Source organism: Burkholderia cepacia (genome assembly GCF_001039005.1).
Classification (GTDB): Bacteria; Pseudomonadota; Gammaproteobacteria; order Burkholderiales; family Burkholderiaceae; genus Burkholderia; species Burkholderia theae.
The window spans coordinates 40521-61937 of record NZ_LDWR01000067.1 but is presented as its reverse complement, the minus strand read 5'-3'; the positions used below and the strand labels follow the sequence as shown (position 1 = coordinate 61937).

At 65.8% G+C, this 21417-nt stretch carries 22 protein-coding genes; 12 read left to right on the top strand and 10 right to left on the bottom strand.

Annotated features, from left to right (window positions below; all coding sequences use genetic code 11):
• Positions 1-48: 48 nt before the first annotated feature.
• Together VL15_RS33880 and mpl are read right to left on the bottom strand one after the other, a co-directional pair.
• Positions 49-618, bottom strand: coding sequence for a YqiA/YcfP family alpha/beta fold hydrolase (locus VL15_RS33880; protein WP_048251166.1), 570 nt, complete (start codon positions 616-618; stop codon positions 49-51).
• Positions 615-2000: a UDP-N-acetylmuramate:L-alanyl-gamma-D-glutamyl-meso-diaminopimelate ligase gene (gene mpl / locus VL15_RS33875; RefSeq protein WP_048251165.1), complete on the bottom strand. Its 1386-nt coding sequence runs from the start codon at positions 1998-2000 to the stop codon at positions 615-617. The genes VL15_RS33880 and mpl overlap by 4 nt, the downstream gene beginning before the upstream one ends.
• A gap of 235 nt (positions 2001-2235) precedes the next feature.
• On the opposite strand from mpl, the gene VL15_RS33870 reads away from it, so the two are divergent.
• The 10 genes from VL15_RS33870 (at position 2236) to VL15_RS33825 (ending at position 10476) form a co-directional block, all read left to right on the top strand.
• Positions 2236-2880 (top strand): hypothetical protein, encoded by a 645-nt coding sequence (locus tag VL15_RS33870; protein WP_048251224.1) that lies wholly within the window; start codon positions 2236-2238, stop codon positions 2878-2880.
• 7 nt (positions 2881-2887) lie between these two features.
• Entirely contained in the window at positions 2888-3439 is a 552-nt protein-coding gene (locus VL15_RS33865) for a TlpA family protein disulfide reductase (RefSeq protein WP_048251164.1), read from the top strand.
• A 194-nt stretch (positions 3440-3633) separates the two neighbouring features.
• Positions 3634-4086: a type II 3-dehydroquinate dehydratase gene (gene aroQ, locus VL15_RS33860; RefSeq protein ID WP_011350880.1), complete on the top strand. Its 453-nt coding sequence runs from the start codon at positions 3634-3636 to the stop codon at positions 4084-4086.
• Between the two features lie 66 nt (positions 4087-4152).
• Positions 4153-4623 (top strand): acetyl-CoA carboxylase biotin carboxyl carrier protein, encoded by a 471-nt coding sequence (gene accB, locus VL15_RS33855; protein ID WP_048251163.1) that lies wholly within the window; start codon positions 4153-4155, stop codon positions 4621-4623.
• Between the two features lie 84 nt (positions 4624-4707).
• The gene (gene accC / locus VL15_RS33850) at positions 4708-6075 is read left to right on the top strand and encodes an acetyl-CoA carboxylase biotin carboxylase subunit (protein ID WP_048251162.1); all 1368 of its coding nucleotides are present in this window, start codon (positions 4708-4710) and stop codon (positions 6073-6075) included.
• A 2-nt stretch (positions 6076-6077) separates the two neighbouring features.
• Positions 6078-6980 (top strand): 50S ribosomal protein L11 methyltransferase, encoded by a 903-nt coding sequence (prmA, locus tag VL15_RS33845; RefSeq protein WP_048251161.1) that lies wholly within the window; start codon positions 6078-6080, stop codon positions 6978-6980.
• A 45-nt stretch (positions 6981-7025) separates the two neighbouring features.
• Entirely contained in the window at positions 7026-8372 is a 1347-nt protein-coding gene (locus VL15_RS33840; RefSeq protein WP_048251160.1) for a zinc-ribbon and DUF3426 domain-containing protein, read from the top strand.
• A gap of 73 nt (positions 8373-8445) precedes the next feature.
• Positions 8446-8949, top strand: a complete 504-nt coding sequence (tpx, locus tag VL15_RS33835) for a thiol peroxidase (RefSeq protein WP_048251159.1) — start codon at positions 8446-8448, stop codon at positions 8947-8949.
• Positions 8950-9044: 95 nt separating this feature from the next.
• Positions 9045-9983, top strand: a complete 939-nt coding sequence (locus VL15_RS33830) for a carbohydrate kinase family protein (RefSeq protein ID WP_048251158.1) — start codon at positions 9045-9047, stop codon at positions 9981-9983.
• Positions 9984-10002: 19 nt separating this feature from the next.
• The gene (locus VL15_RS33825; protein ID WP_047899750.1) at positions 10003-10476 is read left to right on the top strand and encodes a glycine zipper 2TM domain-containing protein; all 474 of its coding nucleotides are present in this window, start codon (positions 10003-10005) and stop codon (positions 10474-10476) included.
• 218 nt (positions 10477-10694) lie between these two features.
• Here VL15_RS33825 and VL15_RS41030 read toward each other — a convergent pair whose 3' ends face one another.
• The 7 genes from VL15_RS41030 to VL15_RS33790 form a co-directional block, all read right to left on the bottom strand.
• Positions 10695-11357 carry a histone H1-like DNA-binding protein gene (locus tag VL15_RS41030; RefSeq protein ID WP_080971038.1) on the bottom strand — a complete coding sequence of 221 codons (663 nt, stop codon included), beginning with the start codon at positions 11355-11357 and terminating at the stop codon, positions 10695-10697.
• Between the two features lie 28 nt (positions 11358-11385).
• A complete protein-coding gene (locus tag VL15_RS41025) occupies positions 11386-11712 on the bottom strand; it encodes a hypothetical protein (protein WP_080971037.1) in 327 nt (108 codons plus the stop codon).
• Between the two features lie 82 nt (positions 11713-11794).
• Positions 11795-13006 (bottom strand): ribonucleotide-diphosphate reductase subunit beta, encoded by a 1212-nt coding sequence (locus VL15_RS33815; RefSeq protein ID WP_048251156.1) that lies wholly within the window; start codon positions 13004-13006, stop codon positions 11795-11797.
• Positions 13007-13369: 363 nt separating this feature from the next.
• Positions 13370-16354, bottom strand: coding sequence for a ribonucleoside-diphosphate reductase subunit alpha (locus VL15_RS33805; protein WP_048251154.1), 2985 nt, complete (start codon positions 16352-16354; stop codon positions 13370-13372).
• A 450-nt stretch (positions 16355-16804) separates the two neighbouring features.
• Complete coding sequence (gene ampD, locus VL15_RS33800; protein WP_048251153.1) at positions 16805-17395, bottom strand: 1,6-anhydro-N-acetylmuramyl-L-alanine amidase AmpD; 591 nt, start codon at positions 17393-17395, stop codon at positions 16805-16807.
• Positions 17392-17709, bottom strand: coding sequence for a PP0621 family protein (locus VL15_RS33795; RefSeq protein WP_048251152.1), 318 nt, complete (start codon positions 17707-17709; stop codon positions 17392-17394). Before VL15_RS33795 ends, ampD begins: the two co-directional genes overlap by 4 nt.
• Before the next feature lie 13 nt (positions 17710-17722).
• On the bottom strand, positions 17723-18616 hold the full coding sequence (locus VL15_RS33790) for a cytochrome C assembly family protein (RefSeq protein ID WP_048251151.1): 894 nt from the start codon (positions 18614-18616) through the stop codon (positions 17723-17725).
• Between the two features lie 89 nt (positions 18617-18705).
• Here VL15_RS33790 and ffh point away from each other — a divergent pair, with 89 nt between their 5' ends.
• Entirely contained in the window at positions 18706-20073 is a 1368-nt protein-coding gene (gene ffh, locus VL15_RS33785) for a signal recognition particle protein (RefSeq protein WP_048251150.1), read from the top strand.
• A gap of 94 nt (positions 20074-20167) precedes the next feature.
• The gene (locus tag VL15_RS33780; protein WP_048251149.1) at positions 20168-20719 is read left to right on the top strand and encodes a hypoxanthine-guanine phosphoribosyltransferase; all 552 of its coding nucleotides are present in this window, start codon (positions 20168-20170) and stop codon (positions 20717-20719) included.
• Between the two features lie 80 nt (positions 20720-20799).
• Here the strand turns inward: VL15_RS33780 and VL15_RS33775 are convergent, their stop codons facing one another.
• Positions 20800-21402: a MarC family protein gene (locus VL15_RS33775; protein ID WP_048251148.1), complete on the bottom strand. Its 603-nt coding sequence runs from the start codon at positions 21400-21402 to the stop codon at positions 20800-20802.
• Positions 21403-21417: the final 15 nt, after the last annotated feature.

The window sequence follows — 21417 nt, the reverse complement described above, 5'->3', positions numbered from 1 at the left end:
GTCGGCGGCGCCGCATGATGATGGGGATTCGATCGGCACAGGGCCGGTTTATCGCGCTTTTCCGTCGCAAAACGCGAGAACGTCGTCGACATAATCGGCAAATTCGCTGATCCCGTGATCGCTGCCGTCGATCACGCGGGTGTTCGCGCCCGGGTAATGGGCCAGCATCTCGCGGTAGTCGAGCACTTCGTCACCGGTCGCCGCGAACAGATAGTAGCGTTCGGCACGCGTGATTGCCGGCACCCGCAGCGCGTCGAGCTCGTGCAGGTGATGGCGCTCGACGACGATCGTGCCGCCGCCGTGCCACAGCGGCTGTTCGCCCAGATGCTGCTCGAGATCGCGCTGCGGCACGATGGCCGGATTCAGCAGCACGGCCTTCCAGCCGTGCTTTTCGGCCAGCCAGGTCGCGTAATAGCCGCCGAGCGAACTGCCGATCACCGTCACGTCGCGTGCGCCCGCGACCTCGGCTTCCGCGACGGCGATCGCCTCGAGCGGCGACACCGACAGCGACGGGCAGCGCCACTCGTCCGTGCGGCCGAGTTCGGCCATGCGCGCGGCGAGTAGCCGCGACTTCTGCGATTCCGGCGACGACCGGAAGCCGTGCAGATACAGGATCACGTGCGGCTCCCGAGCGCATCGAGCAGCTTCTGGTGCACGCCGCCGAAGCCGCCGTTGCTCATCACGAGCACGTGGTCGCCCGGGCGGGCAGCCTCGACGACGGCCTTCACCAGCAGGTGGAGATCGTCGAACGCGCGCGCGTTGCCGCCGAGCGGCGCAAGCGCCTCGGCAAGATTCCAGCCGAGCGCGTCGCGTCCCGTCGGCGCGCCGTAACCGAACACGAGATCGGCATCGGCCAGGCTCGCCGGCAATTGCGACTTCATCACGCCGAGCTTCATCGTGTTCGAGCGCGGCTCAAGCACCGCGAGGATACGGGCATTCTGGCGGCCGATGCGCGCACGAAGGCCGGCGATCGTGGTTTCGATCGCGGTCGGATGGTGCGCGAAGTCGTCGTAGACGGTCACGCCATCCACGCTGCCGCGCACTTCCATGCGGCGCTTCACGTTGCGGAACGATGCGAGGGACGCGGCGGCCTGCGCGGGCGGCACGCCGACGTGGCGCGCGGCGGCGATGGCCGCCAACGCGTTCATCCGGTTGTGATCGCCCTGCACCTGCCACGCGACTTCGCCGACGCGTTCGGCGTGCGAATACACCGCGAAGCGCTCGTCGACCGGCACGCCATCCTCGGCCGGCAGCGCCTGCCAGCCGCCGTCGACGCCGAACCGCTCGACCTCGCTCCAGCAGCCGCGCGCCAGCACGCGCTCGAGCGCGTCCGAGCGACCGTTCGTGACGATCCGGCCGACACCGGGCACGGTACGCACGAGATGATGAAATTGCGTCTCGATCGCGGCGAGATCCGGGAAGATGTCGGCGTGATCGAATTCAAGATTGTTCAGCACCGCGGTGCGCGGCCGGTAGTGGACGAACTTCGAGCGCTTGTCGAAGAACGCCGTATCGTATTCGTCGGCCTCGATCACGAAGAAGCTCGAATCGGTAAGCCGCGCCGACACGCCGAAGTTCAGCGGCACGCCGCCGATCAGGAAACCCGGGTTCAGCCCCGAGTCTTCCAGCAACCACGCGAGCATCGACGACGTGGTCGTCTTGCCGTGCGTACCCGCCACCGCCAGCACCCATTTGCCGGCCAACACGTGCTCGCCGAGCCACTGCGGGCCCGATACGTAAGGCAGGCCGCGATCGAGGACCGCCTCCATCAGCGGGTTGCCGCGCGTGACGACGTTGCCGATCACGAACAGGTCCGGTTTCAGGTCGATCTGTTCGGCGCCGTAGCCCTCGGTCAGCGTGATGCCCTGCGCCTCGAGCTGCGTGCTCATCGGCGGATAGACGCCCGCGTCGCAACCCGTCACCGTGTGGCCCGCCTCGCGCGCGAGTACGGCGAGACCGCCCATGAAGGTGCCGCAGATGCCAAGAATGTGGATGTGCATAGATGAATGCTTTCGCGCCGCCGGGCGCCGTCGATTCGGAAAAGATGCGTCTGCGGCGCGCCGGACAGGCCGTGCGACCGGCGCTCGTCGCCGCGACACAAAGAGCAGTATTGTAACTGACGGCCTGCCATGCCCGGCGGCCCGAACGATGCGCGCGAACGGCGCCTGCGCGCCGGGCGGCAGGCGGCCGTACCCGTGCTCGGGCGCTGCAGCGATCGAGTATGATTGCCGGATCATGTCTCGCAAACCTCTTGTCGACCCGCGGCGCGTCCGCGAGGAAATCGCCCAGTCCGCCGCCCGCCTGATCGCGGAGGACGGCCTGGACTACGCCAGCGCGAAACGCAAGGCCGCGCGCCAGTTGCTGGGCGATTCGCGCGTTGCCGGCGAATGGCTGCCGGATAACGACCAGATCGAGGAAGAACTGCGCGAGTACCTCGCCCTGTTCCAGAGCGACACGCAGCCGGACGAACTGCGCCGCCTGCGCGAGGTCGCGCTCGACTGGATGCAGCGGCTCGCCGAGTTCCGTCCTTATGTGACGGGCGCCGTGCTGAACGGCACCGCGAACGCGCATTCGGACATTCATTTGCAGGCATTCACCGACAACCCGAAGGACGTCTCCATTTACCTGCTGAACCAGAACGTCCAGTACGACGTGTCCGAGACGCGGCACTTCGCGGGCCGCAACGACGTCGAGACGCTGAGTTTCCTGTGGCGCCCGCGGCGCGACGTGGACGCAATCGGCATCCACCTCGCGCTCTATGCGAGCGACGACCTGCGCGGCGCGGTCAAGGCCGACGCGCGCGGCCGCGTCGCCCGCGCGGATGCCACCGCGCTGCGCGCGCTCGTCGAGGCAGGCAAGGCCCCTTCCGAACCGGAATGATTCAACGATGATGATGAAACGCATGATCACGCTCGCGGTGGTCGCGGCCGCCGCCGTTGCCGGCGGGATGACCGCCGGCCATTGGTTCCGCGGCAGTACCGACGTCGGTATCGCCGTCGCCGCGCCCGCCGCACAGGGCAACCCGGTCGACCAGTTGTGGGCGTCGTCGTTGACCGACGTCGACGGCAAGCCGGCCACGCTGGCGGCCTTCAAGGGCCAGAAGGTCGTCGTCAATTTCTGGGCATCGTGGTGCGGCCCGTGCGTCGAGGAGATGCCCGAGCTCGTCGCGCTGTCGCACCAGTACAAGCAGAAAGGCATCCGTTTCATCGGGATCGGTGTCGATTCCGGGCAGAACGTGAAGAACTTTCTGCAGAAAGTGAAGGTCGACTATCCGGTTTTCGTCAGTGGATATGCCGGCGCCGATCTGGCCCGTAATTTTGGAAATACCGCCGGCGCATTGCCGTTCACGGTCGTCATCGACCAGACCGGCAAGATTCGCGAGACAAAATTGGGACAAATCCAGCCGGCCGAGTTGAAAAAGACGCTCGACGCGCTGTAATCTGCCCGAACGGCAGCCCGCACGTTGGCGGCGATTTGTGGGTCGATCGCCGCAATTTCACGTGAATTCGCCGATACTTTGCATCCGCACCGGTAATTCTTGCGGGTCCGGCGCGCGCGGCCGTTCGGCGAAACTAGACAAAATTCTCTAAATAGCGCTAAAGTTCGCGCAATTCCGCAGAAATAGAAGCGACCATGACACGATTGCTGGTGCTGCACGGCCCCAACCTGAACCTTCTCGGCACCCGGGAACCGGAGGTGTACGGCCGCGTCACGCTGGCGCAGATCGATCAGGCGCTTGCCGCACGCGCCCGGGAAGCCGGTGCCGAACTGTCGTCGTTCCAGAGCAACCATGAAGGTGCGCTGGTCGACCGCATCCAGGCCGCGCGGGAGGAACAGACCGATTTCATCCTGATCAATCCGGCCGCGTATACGCATACGAGCGTCGCGATCCGGGACGCGATCGCCGGCGTTGGCATCCCGTTCGTCGAGGTTCACCTGTCGAACGTGCATCGCCGCGAAGCGTTCAGGCACCACTCCTACTTTTCCGACCAGGCCGAAGGCGTGATCTGCGGGCTCGGCTGGAAAGGTTATCTGTACGCGCTCGAGTACGCGCTGGACAAGCTGCAAGGCACGTCGCGCGGCTGATTTCGCGATCTAGATTCAGCGCCGGCCCCTAACCGGCGCTTTTACGTATTGAAAGGGGAATTCCCGATGGATCTTCGTAAGCTGAAAACTCTGATCGACCTCGTCTCCGAATCCGGCATCTCCGAGCTGGAAGTGACGGAAGGCGAAGGCAAGGTGCGCATCGTCAAGAACGCGCCGCCGGTCTACGTACAGCCGACGGCTGGGTATGCCCCGCAATTCAGCGCGCCCGCTCCGTCGGTCGCGCTGCCGGCCGAAGGTGCCGCTGCGCCGGCGGCAGGCGCTGCAGCGCCCGCCGTCCCGCAGGGCCATGTCGTGACGTCGCCGATGGTCGGCACGTTCTATCGCGCACCGTCGCCGGGCGCCGACCCGTTCGTCCAGGTCGGCGACACGGTCAAGGAAGGCCAGACGATCTGCATCATCGAAGCGATGAAGCTGCTCAACGAGATCGAGTCGGACAAGGCCGGCGTGGTCAAGGAAATCCTCGTCGAGAACGGCCAGGCCGTCGAATACGGCCAGCCGCTTTTCGTGATCGGCTAAGCCCGCCGCGCGGCCAGCCGGCCGCGCGCCGCCGATGCTCGCCAGGCGCCGTTCGCGCGCCCCTCGAAGAGACGAATACTCGCTATGTTTGAAAAAATCCTCATTGCCAATCGCGGTGAAATCGCGCTGCGCATCCAGCGCGCGTGCCGCGAGCTCGGCGTCAAGACGGTGGTCGTCTACTCGGAAGCCGACAAGGAAGCCAAGTACGTGCGCCTCGCGGACGAAGCCGTCTGTATCGGCCCGGCCCCGTCGAACCTGAGCTACCTGAACATGCCGGCGCTGATCAGCGCCGCGGAAGTCACCGATGCCGAGGCGATCCACCCCGGCTACGGCTTCCTGTCGGAAAACGCCGATTTCGCGGAGCGCGTCGAACAGTCGGGCTTCACGTTCATCGGCCCGCGCCCGGAAACGATCCGCATGATGGGTGACAAGGTCACCGCGAAGCAGACGATGATCAAGACCGGCGTGCCGTGCGTGCCGGGTTCGGAAGGCGCGTTGCCGGACGATCCGAAAGAGATCGTGAAGATTGCGCGCGCGATCGGCTATCCGGTCATCATCAAGGCCGCCGGCGGCGGCGGCGGTCGCGGGATGCGCGTCGTGCACACCGAGGCCGCGCTCGTCAACGCGGTCAACATGACCCGCGAGGAAGCCGGCCGTGCGTTCGGCAACCCGCAGGTGTACATGGAGAAGTTCCTCGAGAACCCGCGCCACATCGAGATTCAGGTGCTGTCCGACGCGTACAAGAACGCGATCTGGCTCGGCGAGCGCGACTGCTCGATGCAGCGCCGCCACCAGAAGGTGATCGAGGAAGCACCGGCGCCCGGCATTCCGCGCCGCCTGATCGACCGCATCGGCGACCGCTGCGCGGACGCATGCAAGAAGATGGGCTACCTCGGCGCGGGCACGTTCGAATTCCTGTACGAGAACAACGAGTTCTACTTCATCGAGATGAACACGCGCGTGCAGGTCGAGCACCCGGTATCGGAGCTGATCACGGGCGTCGACATCGTGCAGGAACAGATCCGTATCGCGGCCGGCGAGAAGCTCACGCTGCGCCAGCGCGACATCCAGTTCCGCGGACATGCGATCGAATGCCGGATCAACGCCGAGGATCCGTTCAAGTTCACGCCGTCGCCGGGCCGGATCACGTCGTGGCATACGCCGGGCGGCCCCGGCGTGCGCGTCGACTCGCACGCCTACAATGGCTATTTCGTGCCGCCGAACTATGATTCGATGATCGGCAAGCTGATCACCTACGGCGCCACGCGCGAGCAGGCGATCAGCCGGATGCGCATCGCGCTGTCGGAAATGGTCGTCGAAGGCATCCAGACCAACATCCCGCTGCACCGCGAGCTGATGATCGACTCGAAGTTCGTCGAAGGCGGCACCAGCATCCATTACCTCGAAAACCGGCTCGCGCAGAAGCAGCAGGTCGCACCGGAAGAAGCGTAAGCATGAGTTATCGCGAACTCGTCGTCGAACTGGCCCGTGAGCATGCGGAGGCGCTGTCCGACGCGCTGCTCGAACTCGGTGCGCTGTCGGTGTCCGTCGAGGACGCCGACGCCGACACGCCCGACGAACAGCCGCTCTTCGGCGAGCCGGGCCTCGTGCCCGATCGCACCGCGTGGCAACACTCGCGCGTGGTCGCGCTGCTGTCGGCCGACCACGAGCCGGCCGTGCTGCTCGCGGCGGCCGCGAACGAAATCGGCGTCGCCGAGACGCCGACGTTCACCGTTCGCGAAGTCGAGGAACAGGACTGGGTGCGGCTCACGCAATCGCAGTTCGAGCCGATCCCGATCGGCGAGCGGATCTGGGTCGTGCCGTCGTGGCACGATGCGCCCGATCCCGACGCGCTCGTCCTCGAACTCGACCCCGGCCTCGCGTTCGGCACCGGCAGCCACCCGACCACGCGCCTTTGCATGGAATGGCTCGAGCAGTCGGTGAAGCCCGGCCAGTCGGTGCTCGACTACGGCTGCGGCTCCGGCATCCTCGCGATCCTCGCGAAGAAATGCGGGGCGAACCCCGTCATCGGCATCGACATCGATCCGCAGGCGGTCGAATCGGCGCGGCAGAACAGCGAACGCAACCGTGCGGAAGTCACGTACGGGCTGCCCGATGCATGCCCCGAAGGCGAATTCGACATCGTCGTCGCGAACATCCTGTCGAACCCGCTGAAGCTGATGGCGTCGATGCTGGCGTCGAAGGTCAAACCGGGCGGGCGCATCGCGCTGTCGGGCGTACTCGCGCGTCAGGCGGACGAAGTCGCGGCCGTCTACGCGCGCTACGTCGACATCGCGGTCTGGCGCGAACACGAAGGTTGGGTATGCCTCGCCGGAACCCGGCGGGAAAGCCATTAGAATAGCGCTGTCCTTCACTCTGGCCAGCAGGCCGCCCGGCTCGACATGCTTCTTGCGACGCGCTGCCCTCATTGCGAAACCGTCTTCCGGCTGCAGCAGGAACAGCTCTCGCTGCATCAAGGGCTCGTGCGCTGCGGGCATTGCCACGAAGTCTTCAACGCGTCCGAATCGCTCGTTCCCGAGCACACGCAGCAGCCCGAACCGGCCTTGACCGAAACGGCTGCCGCGCCGGACGACGGCGACGCGCACCAGCAGGCCGCGCCGCCACGACTGTTCATCGGCGCGCCGACCGGGTCGCCATCCGACACCGATTACAAGCCGGAAGGCTGGGACATGTGGGCGCCGTGGCTCGACGCCGGCGTCGATCCGTCGCTGCAGCACAGCGTGCAGACCGTGCGCACCGAGCCGCTGGTGCCGCTCGCGCTCCCGGCCACGGAAGCCGGCGTCGTTCACCTGTCGGGTACGCCCGCGCCGATCGCATCCTCCCCGGCCGAACTGGACGTCTCCGCCGCCATCGAGCCACCGACCGAAGCGCATTCGACGCAGCCGCAACACGAAACAGAAGTTCCGGCCACCCCCGTCGAGTCGTCGCCCATCGAGCGCGACCCGCGCGAACCCCGCTTCGTCGCTCACGTTCCGTCGGACGTGAATACCGCTGCCGATGACGCCGAACCCGTCGGCACCACGCACTTCGCCGTGCCGGAAGACGAACGCGCGCCGCGCGAACCGCGTTTCGCGTTCGCTCCGGCACCGGCTGTAACCGAAGCCGAACCCGACGCCAGCATCCCCCGGCACGACAAGACACAGACCGCGGCCACCGACGAGCCGGTCGCCCCGTTCCCCGCCGCGCTGACCGACGACGATCGCCCGCACTTCGCCGTCACGCGCGAGACGCGCGCGCCACAGCGGCGCGGGATGCTCGGCGGCTTTTTCGGCGGCCTGGTCGCCGCCGTGCTGGCCGTGCTGCTCGTCGCGCAACTCGCGTGGTGGCAACGCGAAACGCTGATGATCTACTGGCCCGTCACGCAGGGCTGGTTCCGGCAGGCCTGCACGCCGCTCGGCTGCACGGTCGCGCCGCCGCGCGCGATCGACGGCCTGCGGCTCGACGCGACCGACCTGCGCCAGCTCGACGGCCCGCGCGAACTCGAACTGAAGGTACCGCTGACGAACCGCTATCGCGTCGCGCTGGCGTATCCGTCGCTCGAGCTGACGCTGCTCGACGACACCAATCACGTGACCGTGCGCCGCGTGCTCGCGCCGCGCGACTACGTGCGCCCGGGCACGCCGATCGACGCCGGGCTGCCGCCCGGTACGACGCAGACGATGGTCGTCCGCCTCGAAACGAACGGCACGCCCGCCTCGAATTTCCGCGTCCAGATCTTCTATCCGTGACGCGCCGCGGCGCGCGCAGGCGCGCCCGTCTCAACCCGCGCGCCCGAGCGGCGCGCTATTTCGGAGCACGAACATGAGCAAAGTTACGCTGGGTGGCAACCCGATCGATCTCGCCGGCACGTTCCCGGCCGTCGGTGCGCAAGCCGCCGATTTCAAGCTGGTCGGCAAGGACCTCGCCGATCTGTCGCTCGCCAGCTTCGCCGGCAAGCGCAAGGTGCTGAACATCGTGCCGAGCCTCGACACGCCGACCTGCGCGACGTCGACCCGCAAGTTCAACGAAGCCGCATCGTCGCTCGACAACACGGTCGTGGTCGTCGTGTCCGCCGACCTGCCGTTCGCCGCCACGCGCTTCTGCACGACCGAAGGCCTCGAAAACGTCGTGACGGCTTCGACGTTCCGCAGCGGCCGCGCGTTCGCGAATGCGTACGGCGTCGACGTGACGAGCGGCCCGCTGAACGGCCTGACCGCACGTGCGGTCGTCGTGCTCGACGCGCAGGACAAGGTGATCCACGCCGAACTCGTCGGCGAGATCAAGGACGAGCCGAACTACGACGCCGCGCTCGCCGCACTGAAGTAATCCGCTGCCGCCCGGCCCTGCCGCGCGAGGCCCGACGGGCCCTCCGCGCGCCGGCCGGGCGGCGCTTCCCTTTGCTCTCTACAGGAACGCACGCCTTGACTACGCTGATTTGCGGCTCGCTCGCCTACGACAACATCATGACCTTCGAAGGTCGGTTCCGCGAGCACATCCTGCCCGACCAGGTTCACCTTCTCAACGTGAGCTTCCTCGTGCCGACGATGCGTCGCGAATTCGGCGGCTGCGCGGGGAACATCGCTTACGCACTGCACATGCTCGGCGGCGACGCGCGCATCATGGCGACGGTCGGCGCGAACGACGCGGACCGCTATCTCGAGCGCCTCGACAGCCTCGGCCTGTCGAAGGCAAGCGTGCGCGTGGTGCCCGATACGCACACCGCGCAGGCGATGATCACCACCGATCTCGACAACAACCAGATCACCGCATTCCACCCGGGCGCGATGATGCAGTCGCACCTGAACCGCGCGGACGAAGTGCCGGGCGTGAAGCTCGGCATCGTCGCGCCGGACGGCTTCGACGGGATGGTCCAGCACGCCGAACAATTCGCGAAGGCCGGCATCCCGTTCATCTTCGATCCGGGCCAGGGCCTGCCGCTGTTCGACGGTGCGACGCTGCGCCGCATCATTGAACTCGCGACGTTCGTCGCGGTCAACGACTACGAAGGCAAGCTCGTCAGCGACAAGACGGGCTGGTCCGAACAGGAAATCGCCAGCCGGGTTCAGGCGTTGATCATCACGCGCGGCGAGCACGGCTCCACCATTCTTCACAAAAACGGCGAAGAACAGATTCCCGTCGTGGGTGCCGAGCGCGTCGTCGATCCGACCGGCTGCGGCGATGCCTTCCGGGGCGGCCTGCTGTACGGCATCGAGAACGGCCTCGACTGGGCAACCACCGGCCGCCTCGCGAGCCTGATGGGCTCGCTCAAGATCGCCCACCAGGGGCCCCAGACTTACGTACTGACGCGCGCCGAGATCGACGCGCGCTTCGAGGCTGCCTTCGGGTACAGTCTCAAATGAATATTGTGGGAGAGCAAAGATGTTGACGAAAAAAACCCTCACGCTCGCGGCCATGCTGACGGCCACGCTGACCCTCGCCGGCTGCTTCACGGCACCGGGTTCGGCCGATGTCTATAGCGTCGGCCAGGCGCAGCGCGAGCAGACGGTCCGCATGGGCGTGGTCGAAAGCGTTCGTGCGGTGCGCATCCAGTCCGACGGCGGCGGCAGCGCGATCGGCACGCTCGGCGGCGGCGCACTCGGCGCGGTTGCGGGCAGCGCGATCGGCGGCGGCAAGGGATCGATCCTGACGGCGATCGCCGGCGGTCTCGTCGGCGCGGTCGCGGGCAACGCAGTCGGCGAAAACCTCAGCACGGCGAACGGTGTCGAAATCACCGTGCGCCTCGACAACGGCGATCTGCGCTCGATCACGCAGGCAGCAAGCGGCGAAGCCTTCCGCGCCGGCGAGCGTGTGCGACTGCTGTCGAGCGGCGGCGTCACGCGCGTCACGCACTAACCAGGTACCTCAGCACGCGGCGCAAGCCGCGGTCGAACGCATGTGCGAAGCTGCACATGCGTTTTTTTTCGTCCGTACTCGGCGCGGCCGACGCATGAACGAACAGAACGCGAACAAAAAAAAGCCCGCCACCTGAGCCAGATGGCGGGACTGATTGAGTAGCGCTACTCAACCCACGGACACCACATGAGTGTCCGGGTGGTGCTGGTCAGCCGCGATTACGGACGGCTGCCGGTCGGGAACGGCCATGCCGCTGCCGGGTTGAGCGCGGTCTTCACGCCCGATGCCGGCGCAACCGATGCGGTCGACGCGGTGGTTGCCGGTGCAGCCTTCTTCACGACGGCCTTCTTCGGAGCAGCAGCCTTCTTCGCCGGAGCAGCGGCCTTCTTCGCCGGAGCGGCGGCCTTCTTCGCCGGAGCGGCAGCCTTCTTCGCAGGGGCAGCCTTCTTGGCGGGCGCAGCCTTCTTCGCAGCAGCCTTCTTAGCAGGCGCAGCCTTCTTCGCAGCAGCCTTCTTGGCCGGCGCTGCCTTCTTCGCAGCAGCCTTCTTGGCCGGCGCTGCCTTCTTCGCAGCAACCTTCTTCACTGCGACTTTCTTCGCTGCAACCTTCTTCGCAGCGGCCTTCTTCGCCGGTGCTGCCTTCTTCGCAGCAACCTTCTTCACTGCGACTTTCTTCGCTGCAACCTTCTTCGTTGCGACCTTCTTCGCAGCGGCCTTCTTCGCCGGTGCTGCCTTCTTCGCGGCAACCTTCTTCACCGCGACCTTCTTCGCAGCAACCTTCTTCACCGCAGCGGCCTTCTTCGCCGGAGCGGCAGCCTTCTTCGCAACGGTCTTCTTGGCAGCAACTTTCTTAGCAGCCGGTTTCTTCTTGGCAGTAGCCATGTTGTTCTCCTTCAGGTTCAGATGAGAGTCAGTTCAAACTACACCCTTCGTCAAAACCCGCTTCCCGCGGACGCTGTTCAGGACGTGCGCTTCGAAGCGGGCTATTCATCGGCGTACGCGGATACCACGCGCTTACGCTAATGAATACGGTATGGCGCGCGTGACCACCCGGCCTCGCGCGCCAAATCAAGTCGGTAGCCGGCGCACCTCGCGCCGCTACCCCTAATCGCTTGATCAAGCGGACCGCCACACGGCCGTCCGCTTTATCCGGAGGGAAGTTTGCCCATCCCACTGAAGGGTTCGCAAAGTGCCTGTCGTATCGTTGGGCCGTTAAGGCACCGGGCATGCTTTGCATCAGGCGTTCTTGCTCCTAAACCTTGGGCCGGGGCCGAGAGGCCGCCGGCTGCTCCATCATGTAACGGGTTCGCTGCTGCGGGTTATTCCCAGGACAGCGCGCCCCCCGTCTGATACTCGATCACACGCGTCTCGAAGAAGTTGCGTTCCTTCTTCAGGTCGATCATCTCGCTCATCCACGGGAACGGGTTTTCCTCGTTCGGGTACAGCGGATCGAGGCCGATCTGCTGGCAACGGCGGTTGCTGATGAAGCGCAGATAGCTCTTGAACATCGACGCGTTCAAACCCAGCACGCCGCGCGGCATCGTGTCCTCGGCGTAGCGGTATTCGAGTTCGACAGCCTGCTTGAACAGCTCGCGGATCTCGGCGCGGAATTCCGCGGTCCAGAGATGCGGATTCTCGAGCTTGATCTGGTTGATCAGGTCGATGCCGAAGTTGCAGTGCATCGACTCGTCGCGCAGGATGTACTGATATTGCTCTGCAGCACCCGTCATCTTGTTCTGGCGGCCGAGGGCGAGGATCTGCGTGAACCCGACATAGAAGAACAGGCCTTCCATGATGCAGGCGAACACGATCAGCGACTTCAGCAGCTTCTGATCCGCTTCGAGCGTGCCGGTCTTGAAGGCCGGATCCGTCAGCGTGTGGATGAACGGAATCAGGAATTCGTCCTTCGCGCGGATCGACGAGACCTCGTGGTACGCGTTGAAGATCTCGCCTTCGTCGAGACCGAGCGATTCGACAATGTATTGGTACGCGTGCGTGTGGATCGCCTCTTCGAACGCCTGGCGCAGCAGGAACTGCCGGCACTCGGGCGCCGTGATGTGGCGGTACGTGCCGAGCACGATGTTGTTCGCCGCGAGCGAGTCGGCCGTCACGAAGAAACCGAGGTTGCGCTTCACGATGCGGCGCTCGTCCTCGGTCAGACCGTTCGGGTCCTTCCACAGTGCGATGTCGCGGGACATGTTGATTTCCTGCGGCATCCAGTGGTTCGCGCAACCGGCCAGATACTTTTCCCACGCCCACTTGTACTTGAACGGCACCAGCTGATTGACGTCAGTCTGGCCGTTGATGATGCGCTTGTCGGCGACATTGACCCGCGCTTCCGAACCGCCGGCGGGAACAGCCGATGCTTGCGGCGGCACCGCAAGATCGCCTTCGAAAATGTCGCGGACCTGATGGGCGGCAGGCGTTGCAGCCTGCATTCCGACAGCCATCCCGGCGGAGGTGCGCATCGCGTTTTGCTGCGCTCCGCTCGCGGGAGTTACGGCAGTCTTCTCTTCATCCCAGTTGAGCATAAATTCTCACCATCAATTTAGAACGGTTTGTACCATCTTTTCCTGAGCGATAAAAGGGTTCGCTCACGAAAAATCCTTTTTTCGATTCGCGTTGCGACCTCGATACAACACTTTGAGCAACGCATCGTCGTTCATGCAGAGCGCGACGTGTGTCGCGCGTGTATCGCGAGGTGCATTCGACGCATCGAACGCTGATCGAAACGCGACGTCGTCGGGGATGTTTCGATCGCTTGTCACTGCCTGCAACGCAGGTGCCGCGTTACAGATTCCTTATCATTTTTTTAGTAGAGAGCGGCGCACACTTCAACCTCGATCGGTTGTCGTGCACGCCGCCCGGCACATCTTCAGGTCATACGCACTGCGTTACTGGCACGCTTCGCACTCGTCGAAGCCCGGATCGCCCGGACGCATCGTGCACACCGGACCGTCGGCCTCGACCGGCGCGAGTGCCGCCGCGTTGATCGCGCCCGACGACGCATCGCCGCCTGCCGCACCGAAACCGCCGGTCGCACCTTGCGCGCCGCCGCTGCTCGAACCGCCCGTCGGCACTGCGTTCAGCGCGCCATGTGCGACCGTCGACTTCTCGACGTGCGTCGCCGCCATCGTGCGGAGGTAGTAGGTCGTCTTCAGACCGCGCAGCCATGCGAGCTTGTAGACCTCGTCGAGCTTCTTGCCCGACGCGCCGCCCATGTAGATGTTCAGCGACTGCGCCTGGTCGATCCACTTCTGGCGACGCGATGCCGCCTCGACCAGCCACGTCGGGTCGACTTCGAACGCGGTCGCGTAGATCGCGCGCAGGTCGGCCGGGATGCGGTCGATGCGCGACAGCATGCCGTCGAAGTACTTCAGGTCGGAGACCATCACCTCGTCCCACAGACCGCGTTCCTTCAGGTCGCGAACCAGGAACTCGTTCACCACCGTGAATTCGCCCGACAGGTTCGACTTCACGTACAGGTTCTGGAAGGTCGGCTCGATGCACGCCGACACGCCGATGATGTTCGAGATCGTCGCCGTCGGCGCGATCGCGACGCAGTTCGAGTTGCGCATGCCGTGCGCGGCGATCCGCGAACGCAGCGTCGTCCAGTCGAGCGACTCGGACGTGTCGACCTCGACGTAGCCGCCGCGCGCTTCCGTCAGCAGCTTCAGCGTGTCCTGCGGGAGGATGCCGCGATCCCACAGCGAGCCGCGGTAGCTCGAGTAGCGGCCGCGCTCTTCGGCCAGCTCGGTCGACGCGTGGTACGCGTAGTAGCAGACCGCTTCCATCGAACGGTCGGCGAACTCGACCGCCGCTTCCGACGCGTACGGCGTGCGCAGCAGGTGCAGGCAGTCCTGGAAGCCCATGATGCCCATGCCGACCGGACGGTGCTTCAGGTTCGAGTTACGCGCCTTCGGCACCGCGTAGTAGTTGATGTCGATCACGTTGTCGAGCATGCGCATCGCGACGCTGATCGTGCGCTTCAGCTTGTCGTGGTCGAGCGCGTAGCTGCCGTCGGCCTGCTTCACCAGGTGGGCGACGAGGTTCACCGAGCCGAGGTTGCACACCGCGATTTCGGTGTCGCTCGTGTTCAGCGTGATTTCCGTGCACAGGTTCGACGAGTGGACGACGCCGACGTGCTGCTGCGGCGAGCGGATGTTGCACGGATCCTTGAACGTGATCCACGGGTGGCCCGTCTCGAACAGCATGCCGAGCATCTTGCGCCAGAGCTGCGCCGCCGGGATCTTCTTGAACAGCTTGATCTCGCCGCGCGCGACCTTGTCTTCGTAAGCCGTGTAAGCCGCCTCGAATTCCGCGCCGAACTTGTCGTGCAGGTCCGGGCAGGTCGACGGCGAGAACAGCGTCCAGTCGGCGCCTTCCATCACGCGCTTCATGAACAGGTCGGGAATCCAGTTCGCCGTGTTCATGTCGTGCGTCCGGCGGCGATCGTCACCCGTGTTCTTGCGCAGCTCGAGGAACTCCTCGATATCGAGGTGCCACGATTCGAGGTACGCGCAGACCGCGCCCTTGCGCTTGCCGCCCTGGTTGACCGCGACGGCCGTGTCGTTGACGACCTTCAGGAACGGGACCACGCCTTGCGACTTGCCGTTCGTGCCCTTGATATGCGAGCCGAGTGCGCGCACGCGCGTCCAGTCGTTACCGAGACCGCCGGCAAACTTCGACAGCAGCGCGTTTTCCTTCAGCGCTTCATAGATGCCGTCGAGATCGTCCGCGACCGTCGTCAGGTAGCACGACGACAGCTGCGAGCGGTGGGTGCCCGAGTTGAACAGCGTCGGCGTCGAGCTCATGAAGTCGAAGCTCGACAGCACGTTGTAGAACTCGATCGCGCGCGTTTCGCGGTCGATCTCGTTCAGCGACAGGCCCATCGCGACGCGCATGAAGAATGCCTGCGGCATTTCGATGCGGGTGCCTTCGACGTGCAGGAAGTAGCGGTCGTACAGCGTCTGCAGGCCGAGGTAGCCGAACTGCATGTCGCGGCTCGCGTCGAGCGCGTCGCCGAGGCGCTTCAGGTCGAACTGCAGCAGCTTGTCGTCGAGCAGGCCGGCGTCGACGCCGCGCTTCAGGAACTGCGGGAAGTATTCCGAGTAACGAGCCGACATCTCGGCCTGCACCACTTCCTCGCCGAGGATCTCGCGACGGATCGTGTGCAGCAGGATGCGGGCGGTGACCTGGCTGTATGCCGGATCCTTCTCGATCATCGTGCGCGCAGCGAGGATCGCCGAGTCGTAGACCTGGCTCATCGGCACGCCGTCGTACAGGTTCTTCACCGTCTCCGCGACGATCGGCTCAGGGTTAACCGCAGCGCCGAGGCCGTCGCACGACGACGCGATCAGCGCGCGCAGCGCGTTCATGTCGAGCGGACGCGTGACGCCGTTGTCGACGACGTTGATGCCGGTGTTCGACTCGCCGCCCACCGCCGCTTCCTCGCCCGAATGCTGGCGCTCGAGGTGACGCTTCTCGCGATACAGCACGTAGGCACGCGCGACGTTGTGCTCGCCGCCGCGCATCAGCGCGAGTTCGACCTGGTCCTGGATGTCTTCGATATGGAACGTACCGCCGTTCGGGCGGCTGCGCACGAGCGCGCGCACGACGTTGTGCGTCAGTTGCTCGACCTGCTCGCGCACGCGAGCCGATGCCGCGCCCTGCCCGCCGTTGACGGCCAGGAAAGCCTTGGTCACCGCGATCGCGATCTTCGAAGGCTCGAACGACACCACGCTGCCGTTGCGGCGGATCACCTTGTAGTCGGCGAACGTGGCCTGCGGCGCGAGCGCCTTTGCGCCCTGTTCGGTCCCGCCGAGCGGACGGCTCGAGGCGCTCTCGTACTGGGACGTCGCGTTGTCGGTGGTTTGCATGTGCAAAGCTCCTGGTGTTGGATGGTGCGGAGAGAACCGCGGATTAAAACGAACGCTGCGCAACGCGGTGCGCGAGCGGTAAGAGGCGAGCGATGCGCCGGGGAAGCCGGTTCGGTCGATGCGCGACAACCGATCCGGTCGTGTGCTTCGTCATGTATCCCCTGCCCCGTCGAAGTTCGCTGCGCTGATCGCGACGCCCGGACCGCCGGCCTGACGCGCCGCCCTGAGAACCCTGTCCGCCGGCGTTGCCCGCCGGCCGGTGCCGCTCGGGTTTCCCCTGCGACACACACTATATCTAGTGCAGAACTGCTCAACTGGCACCAAGTATAGTGGACATTCGGACGACGTCCAAACGGATAATTTGCGATGGAGGTCTTGACATCGCTCACGCGCCGACACGACAAGGCATTGGTCGGAGAAAAAACTTTCTCCGGTCAAAAAACCCCGCGGTCAGTGCTGACGGAAAGGAAAGTATTCGGCGGAAAAGCCGGCATCGCTCGCGAAGCGTTGCCAATCGAAGTGCGGGCCCGGGTCGGTCTTGCGGCCCGGCGCAACGTCCGAGTGCCCGGCGAATGCGTCGACCGGATAGCGTGCGGCGAGTGCGCGGGAAAGCGCGGCGAGCGTCGCGTACTGCGCGTCGTCGAACGGCACGTCGTCCGCGCCTTCGAGCTCGATGCCGATCGAGAAGTCGTTGCAGCGCAGCCGGCCGAAGAACTCGGACGAACCCGCGTGCCACGCACGCTCGTCGCACGACACGAACTGCACGAGCTCGCCGCCGCGGCGGATCAGGAAGTGCGCGGACACGCGCACGCCGCGCAGGTGGCTCTGGTAATAGGGGTGCGCGTCGCAGTCGAGGCGATTCAGGAACAGCGCCTCGATCGCGTCGCCGCCGAATTCGCCGGGCGGCAGGCTGATGTTATGGACGACCACGAGCGTCGGCACCGCACCGGCGGGCCGCGCCTCGAAGTTCGGCGACGGCGCATGGCGCGCTTCGCGCACCCAGCCGTTCGCGTCGACCGACAGCAGCGGCGCGTCGTTCATCGTGCGTCGTGACCGCTCGCGCGCGCCGCGTGGCGCTGCGCGTGCTCGGCGCTGCAGAAGTATTCGCCGCCCGCGGCGACGGCATCGCCCTTCGGCGCATGCACGCCGCATTCGGCGCAGCGCACCATCGGCTCGGGCAGCGACCGCGCGTCGCCGCTCGGGCGCGCCGCGCCGGCCGCGCCGGAGCCGGGCGTGCCGTCGTGACCCGCGCCGCGGCCGGTACGCGCCTGCGCGTGCTCCTGCGCCTGGCGCAGCTTGCGCGCGATCCACGAACCCGCGAAGAAGAGAAGAATCAGGAGAAGAATCTGTCGCATCGGAAACCTGCGGTCAAACCACGGAACGGTGCAGCAGCACCTCGAAAACGAACCGGCTGCCGACATACGCGAGCAGCAGCGCGGCGAACGACACGAGGACCCAGCGCGCCGCGCCGCGCCCGCGCCAGCCCGACGTCTTGCGGGCGACCAGCAGACCGCCGAACATCAGCCACGACAGGATCGCGAACACGGTCTTGTGGTCGAGCCGCAGCGCGCGCGCATCGACCTGCTCGCTGAACAGGATGCCCGACGCGAGCGTCAGCGTGAGCAGCACGAAGCCGGCGCCGATCAGGCGGAACAGCAGCTTCTCGAGCGTGAGCAGCGGCGGCAGCGTTTCGAGCCAGCTCGCGATCCAGCCCGTCGAGCCGTCGCGCCCGCCGCTGCGCAGCGACTGCAGGCGCCGCTCGACCATCAGCATCAGGATCGCGTGCAGCGCCGCGATCGCGAACAGGCCGTACGCGATGTTCGCGATCAGGAAGTGCAGCTTGAACAGCGGTGCTGCGGCATAAGGAAGCACCCGCACGCCGCCGAACATCAGCGGCAGCAGCGACGCACCGCATGCGAGCGGCAGCACCAACAGGCGCAGGCTGTCGAGCGGGAAGAAGAAGCTCTCGATCCAGTAGATGCCGGCGCCGAGCCAGAACATCGCGGACAGCGCGAACGCGAAACCGAACACCATCGCGTCGTGCGGAAAGATCGTCGTATGGAGCAGCACGCCGTGCGCGACGAGCGCGGCGAACAGCAGCCCGCGGCCGGCCCCGCTCATCCCGGACGCGGCGAACGCGGGAACCGGCACGGCCGGCACGCTCGCGACGAGCGGCGTCGCGCCCTGGCGGTGCGTGCGCCAGCCTGCGACGGCGAGGCCGCCGTACAGGAATGCGGTGAGGGCATACAGTACAATATCCATGTTCGAAGTTTACACTAGGCCCCCTTCCCGCGACGGCTCCCTTTGTTCGGTTCCGCCGCGCCTTCGGGCCCCACTGTCCATCGCTCCCCATGCTCGACAATCTCACTCAACGGATGGCGCGCGTCGTCAAGACGCTGCGCGGCGAGGCCCGGCTTACCGAGGCGAACACCCAGGAGATGCTCCGCGAGGTGCGTCTCGCGCTGCTGGAGGCCGACGTCTCGCTGCCGGTCGTCCGCGAATTCATCGCCAAGGTCAAGGAAAAGGCGCTCGGCGAAGAAGTGATCAGCAGCCTGTCGCCGGGTCAGGCGCTCGTCGGCGTGGTCCAGAAGGAACTGACCGCCGTGATCGGCGGCGACTACGAAGGCAAGGCCGCCGAGCTGAACCTCGCGGTCACGCCGCCCGCCGTGATCCTGATGGCCGGCCTGCAGGGTGCGGGCAAGACCACGACCGTCGGCAAGCTCGCGAAGCTGCTGCGCGAGAAGTACAAGAAGAAGGTGCTGACCGTGTCGTGCGACGTGTATCGCCCGGCCGCGATCATGCAGCTGAAAACGGTGAGCGAACAGGTCGGCGCCGATTTCTTCCCGTCCACGCCGGACCAGAAGCCCGTCGACATTGCAATCGCGGCCGTCGACTGGGCGAAGCGCCACTACCATGACGTGCTGATCGTCGATACGGCCGGCCGCCTCGGCATCGACGAGGCGATGATGCAGGAAATCGCCGCGCTGCACGACACGCTGAAGCCCGCCGAAACCCTGTTCGTCGTCGACGCGATGCTCGGCCAGGATGCGGTCAACACCGCGAAGGCGTTCAACGACACGCTGCCGCTCACGGGCGTCGTGCTGACCAAGCTCGACGGCGATTCGCGCGGCGGCGCCGCGCTGTCGGTGCGTCACATCACGGGCAAGCCGATCAAGTTCGTCGGCGTTGCCGAGAAGCTCGACGGCCTCGAGGTGTTCCACCCCGACCGGATGGCGAACCGGATCCTCGGCATGGGCGACATCCTCGCGCTCGTCGAGGAGGCGCAGCGCGGCGTCGACGTGCAGGCCGCGCAAAAGCTCGCCGACAAGGTCAAGAAGGGCGGCGACTTCGACCTGAACGATTTCCGTGCGCAGATCTCGCAGATGAAGAACATGGGCGGCCTGTCGTCGCTGATGGACAAGCTGCCCGCGCAATTCCAGCAGGCGGCGGCCGGCGCCGACATGGGCCAGGCCGAAAAGCAGATCCGCCGGATGGAAGGCATCATCAGCTCGATGACGCCCGCCGAACGCGCGAAACCCGAGATCATCAAGGCGACGCGCAAGCGCCGCATTGCGGCCGGCGCGGGCGTGCCGGTGCAGGAAGTCAACCGGATGCTGAACCAGTACGACCAGATGCGTACGATGATGAAGAAGCTGAAGGGCGGCAACATGCAGAAGATGATGCGCGGCCTGAAGGGCATGATGCCCGGCATGCGCTGATTCCGCCCGTCGGCCGGCGCGCGGGTTTTTGCTGTAGCGCGCGCCGTCCGTTCTGCTTCATTCTTATTTGTATACCGACTGCCCGCCAGAACACATGAACCGCGAAGAAGCCCTCCACATTTTCAACCACTCCGAAGAGATCGTCTCGGCCGACGCCGTCAACGCTTCGATCTCCAGGATGGCCGACGCGATCCGCGCCGAGATCGGCGATGCGTTCCCGCTCGTTCTCTCGGTGATGGGCGGCGCCGCGGTGTTTACCGGGATGCTGCTGCCGCATCTCGATTTCCCGCTGGAATTCGACTACATCCACCTGACCCGCTACCGCAACACGACGCAGGGCAGCCCGGAGATGCACTGGCGCGTCGCACCGCGCGAATCGGTGAAGGACCGGATCGTGCTCGTGCTCGACGACATCCTCGACGAAGGCGAGACGATGGCCGCGATCCGCGACCGTATCCTCGACATGGGCGCGCAGCGTTTCATGTCGGCCGTGCTGTGCGAGAAGACGCTCGCGAAGGCGAAACCGCTGCACCCCGACTTCTGCGGCTTCCCGGTGCCGGACCGCTACGTGTTCGGCTGCGGGATGGATGCGAAGGGATACTGGCGCAACCTGCCGACGATCCGCGCGCTGACCACCAACGTCTGATCGCCCTGCCCGCCCCGTAAATAGAAAGCGGCGCTCCGGTTTCCCGGAGCGCCGCTTTTTTTGTGCGGATGCCGCCCGCGCTATAACTGGTGCACGAACGCGCGGATGCCGGCCAGCAGCATCTCGACCGAAATCGCGACGAGCACGAGGCCCATCAGCCGCTCGAACGCCGCGACCGTCCGCTCGCCGAGCCACTGCTGGATCCGTTCGGCCAGGACCAGCGTGATCGCGCAGACGATCATCGTAACCGTCAGCGCGCCGACCCACTCGAGCATCTTGCCCGGCGCCTGCGACGTCAGCAGCATCACCGTCGCCAGCGCGGACGGCCCGGCCAGCGCCGGAATCGCGAGCGGCACGATGAACGGTTCGCCGCCCGCGCGCGGATCGCTGCCGAGCGCGCCGTCCGGATGCGGGAAGATCATCCGCAACGCGATCAGGAACAGCACGATCCCGCCGCCGAGCCGCAACGACAGGTCGGTGAGGCTCATCATCCGCAGGAAGCGGTCGCCGACCACCATGAAGAACAGCAGGATCACGAACGCGATCCCCACTTCACGCAGGATCAGCTTCACGCGCCGCTCGCGCGGCACATCCCGCATCGCCGAAATGAACAGCGGGATGTTGCCGAGCGGATCGGTGATCAGCACCAGGAGCACGGTGGCCGACAGGAACGTGTATTCCATCGTGTCCCCCCCGTC

Excerpts from the sequence above, each read along its gene's own strand:
- prmA (WP_048251161.1), top strand. The coding sequence starts at position 6,078 with ATGAGTTATCGCGAACTCGTCGTCGAACTGGCCCGTGAGCATGCGGAG.
- VL15_RS33865 (WP_048251164.1), top strand. The coding sequence starts at position 2,888 with ATGATGATGAAACGCATGATCACGCTCGCGGTGGTCGCGGCCGCCGCC.
- VL15_RS33825 (WP_047899750.1), top strand. The coding sequence starts at position 10,003 with ATGTTGACGAAAAAAACCCTCACGCTCGCGGCCATGCTGACGGCCACG.
- VL15_RS41025 (WP_080971037.1), bottom strand. The coding sequence starts at position 11,712 with ATGCAAAGCATGCCCGGTGCCTTAACGGCCCAACGATACGACAGGCAC.
- tpx (WP_048251159.1), top strand. The coding sequence starts at position 8,446 with ATGAGCAAAGTTACGCTGGGTGGCAACCCGATCGATCTCGCCGGCACG.
- VL15_RS33790 (WP_048251151.1), bottom strand. The coding sequence starts at position 18,616 with ATGGATATTGTACTGTATGCCCTCACCGCATTCCTGTACGGCGGCCTC.
- VL15_RS33780 (WP_048251149.1), top strand. The coding sequence starts at position 20,168 with ATGAACCGCGAAGAAGCCCTCCACATTTTCAACCACTCCGAAGAGATC.
- VL15_RS41030 (WP_080971038.1), bottom strand. The coding sequence starts at position 11,357 with ATGGCTACTGCCAAGAAGAAACCGGCTGCTAAGAAAGTTGCTGCCAAG.
- VL15_RS33775 (WP_048251148.1), bottom strand. The coding sequence starts at position 21,402 with ATGGAATACACGTTCCTGTCGGCCACCGTGCTCCTGGTGCTGATCACC.
- accC (WP_048251162.1), top strand. The coding sequence starts at position 4,708 with ATGTTTGAAAAAATCCTCATTGCCAATCGCGGTGAAATCGCGCTGCGC.
- mpl (WP_048251165.1), bottom strand. The coding sequence starts at position 2,000 with ATGCACATCCACATTCTTGGCATCTGCGGCACCTTCATGGGCGGTCTC.
- aroQ (WP_011350880.1), top strand. The coding sequence starts at position 3,634 with ATGACACGATTGCTGGTGCTGCACGGCCCCAACCTGAACCTTCTCGGC.
- ffh (WP_048251150.1), top strand. The coding sequence starts at position 18,706 with ATGCTCGACAATCTCACTCAACGGATGGCGCGCGTCGTCAAGACGCTG.
- ampD (WP_048251153.1), bottom strand. The coding sequence starts at position 17,395 with ATGAACGACGCGCCGCTGCTGTCGGTCGACGCGAACGGCTGGGTGCGC.
- VL15_RS33805 (WP_048251154.1), bottom strand. The coding sequence starts at position 16,354 with ATGCAAACCACCGACAACGCGACGTCCCAGTACGAGAGCGCCTCGAGC.
- VL15_RS33870 (WP_048251224.1), top strand. The coding sequence starts at position 2,236 with ATGTCTCGCAAACCTCTTGTCGACCCGCGGCGCGTCCGCGAGGAAATC.
- VL15_RS33815 (WP_048251156.1), bottom strand. The coding sequence starts at position 13,006 with ATGCTCAACTGGGATGAAGAGAAGACTGCCGTAACTCCCGCGAGCGGA.
- VL15_RS33840 (WP_048251160.1), top strand. The coding sequence starts at position 7,026 with ATGCTTCTTGCGACGCGCTGCCCTCATTGCGAAACCGTCTTCCGGCTG.
- accB (WP_048251163.1), top strand. The coding sequence starts at position 4,153 with ATGGATCTTCGTAAGCTGAAAACTCTGATCGACCTCGTCTCCGAATCC.
- VL15_RS33795 (WP_048251152.1), bottom strand. The coding sequence starts at position 17,709 with ATGCGACAGATTCTTCTCCTGATTCTTCTCTTCTTCGCGGGTTCGTGG.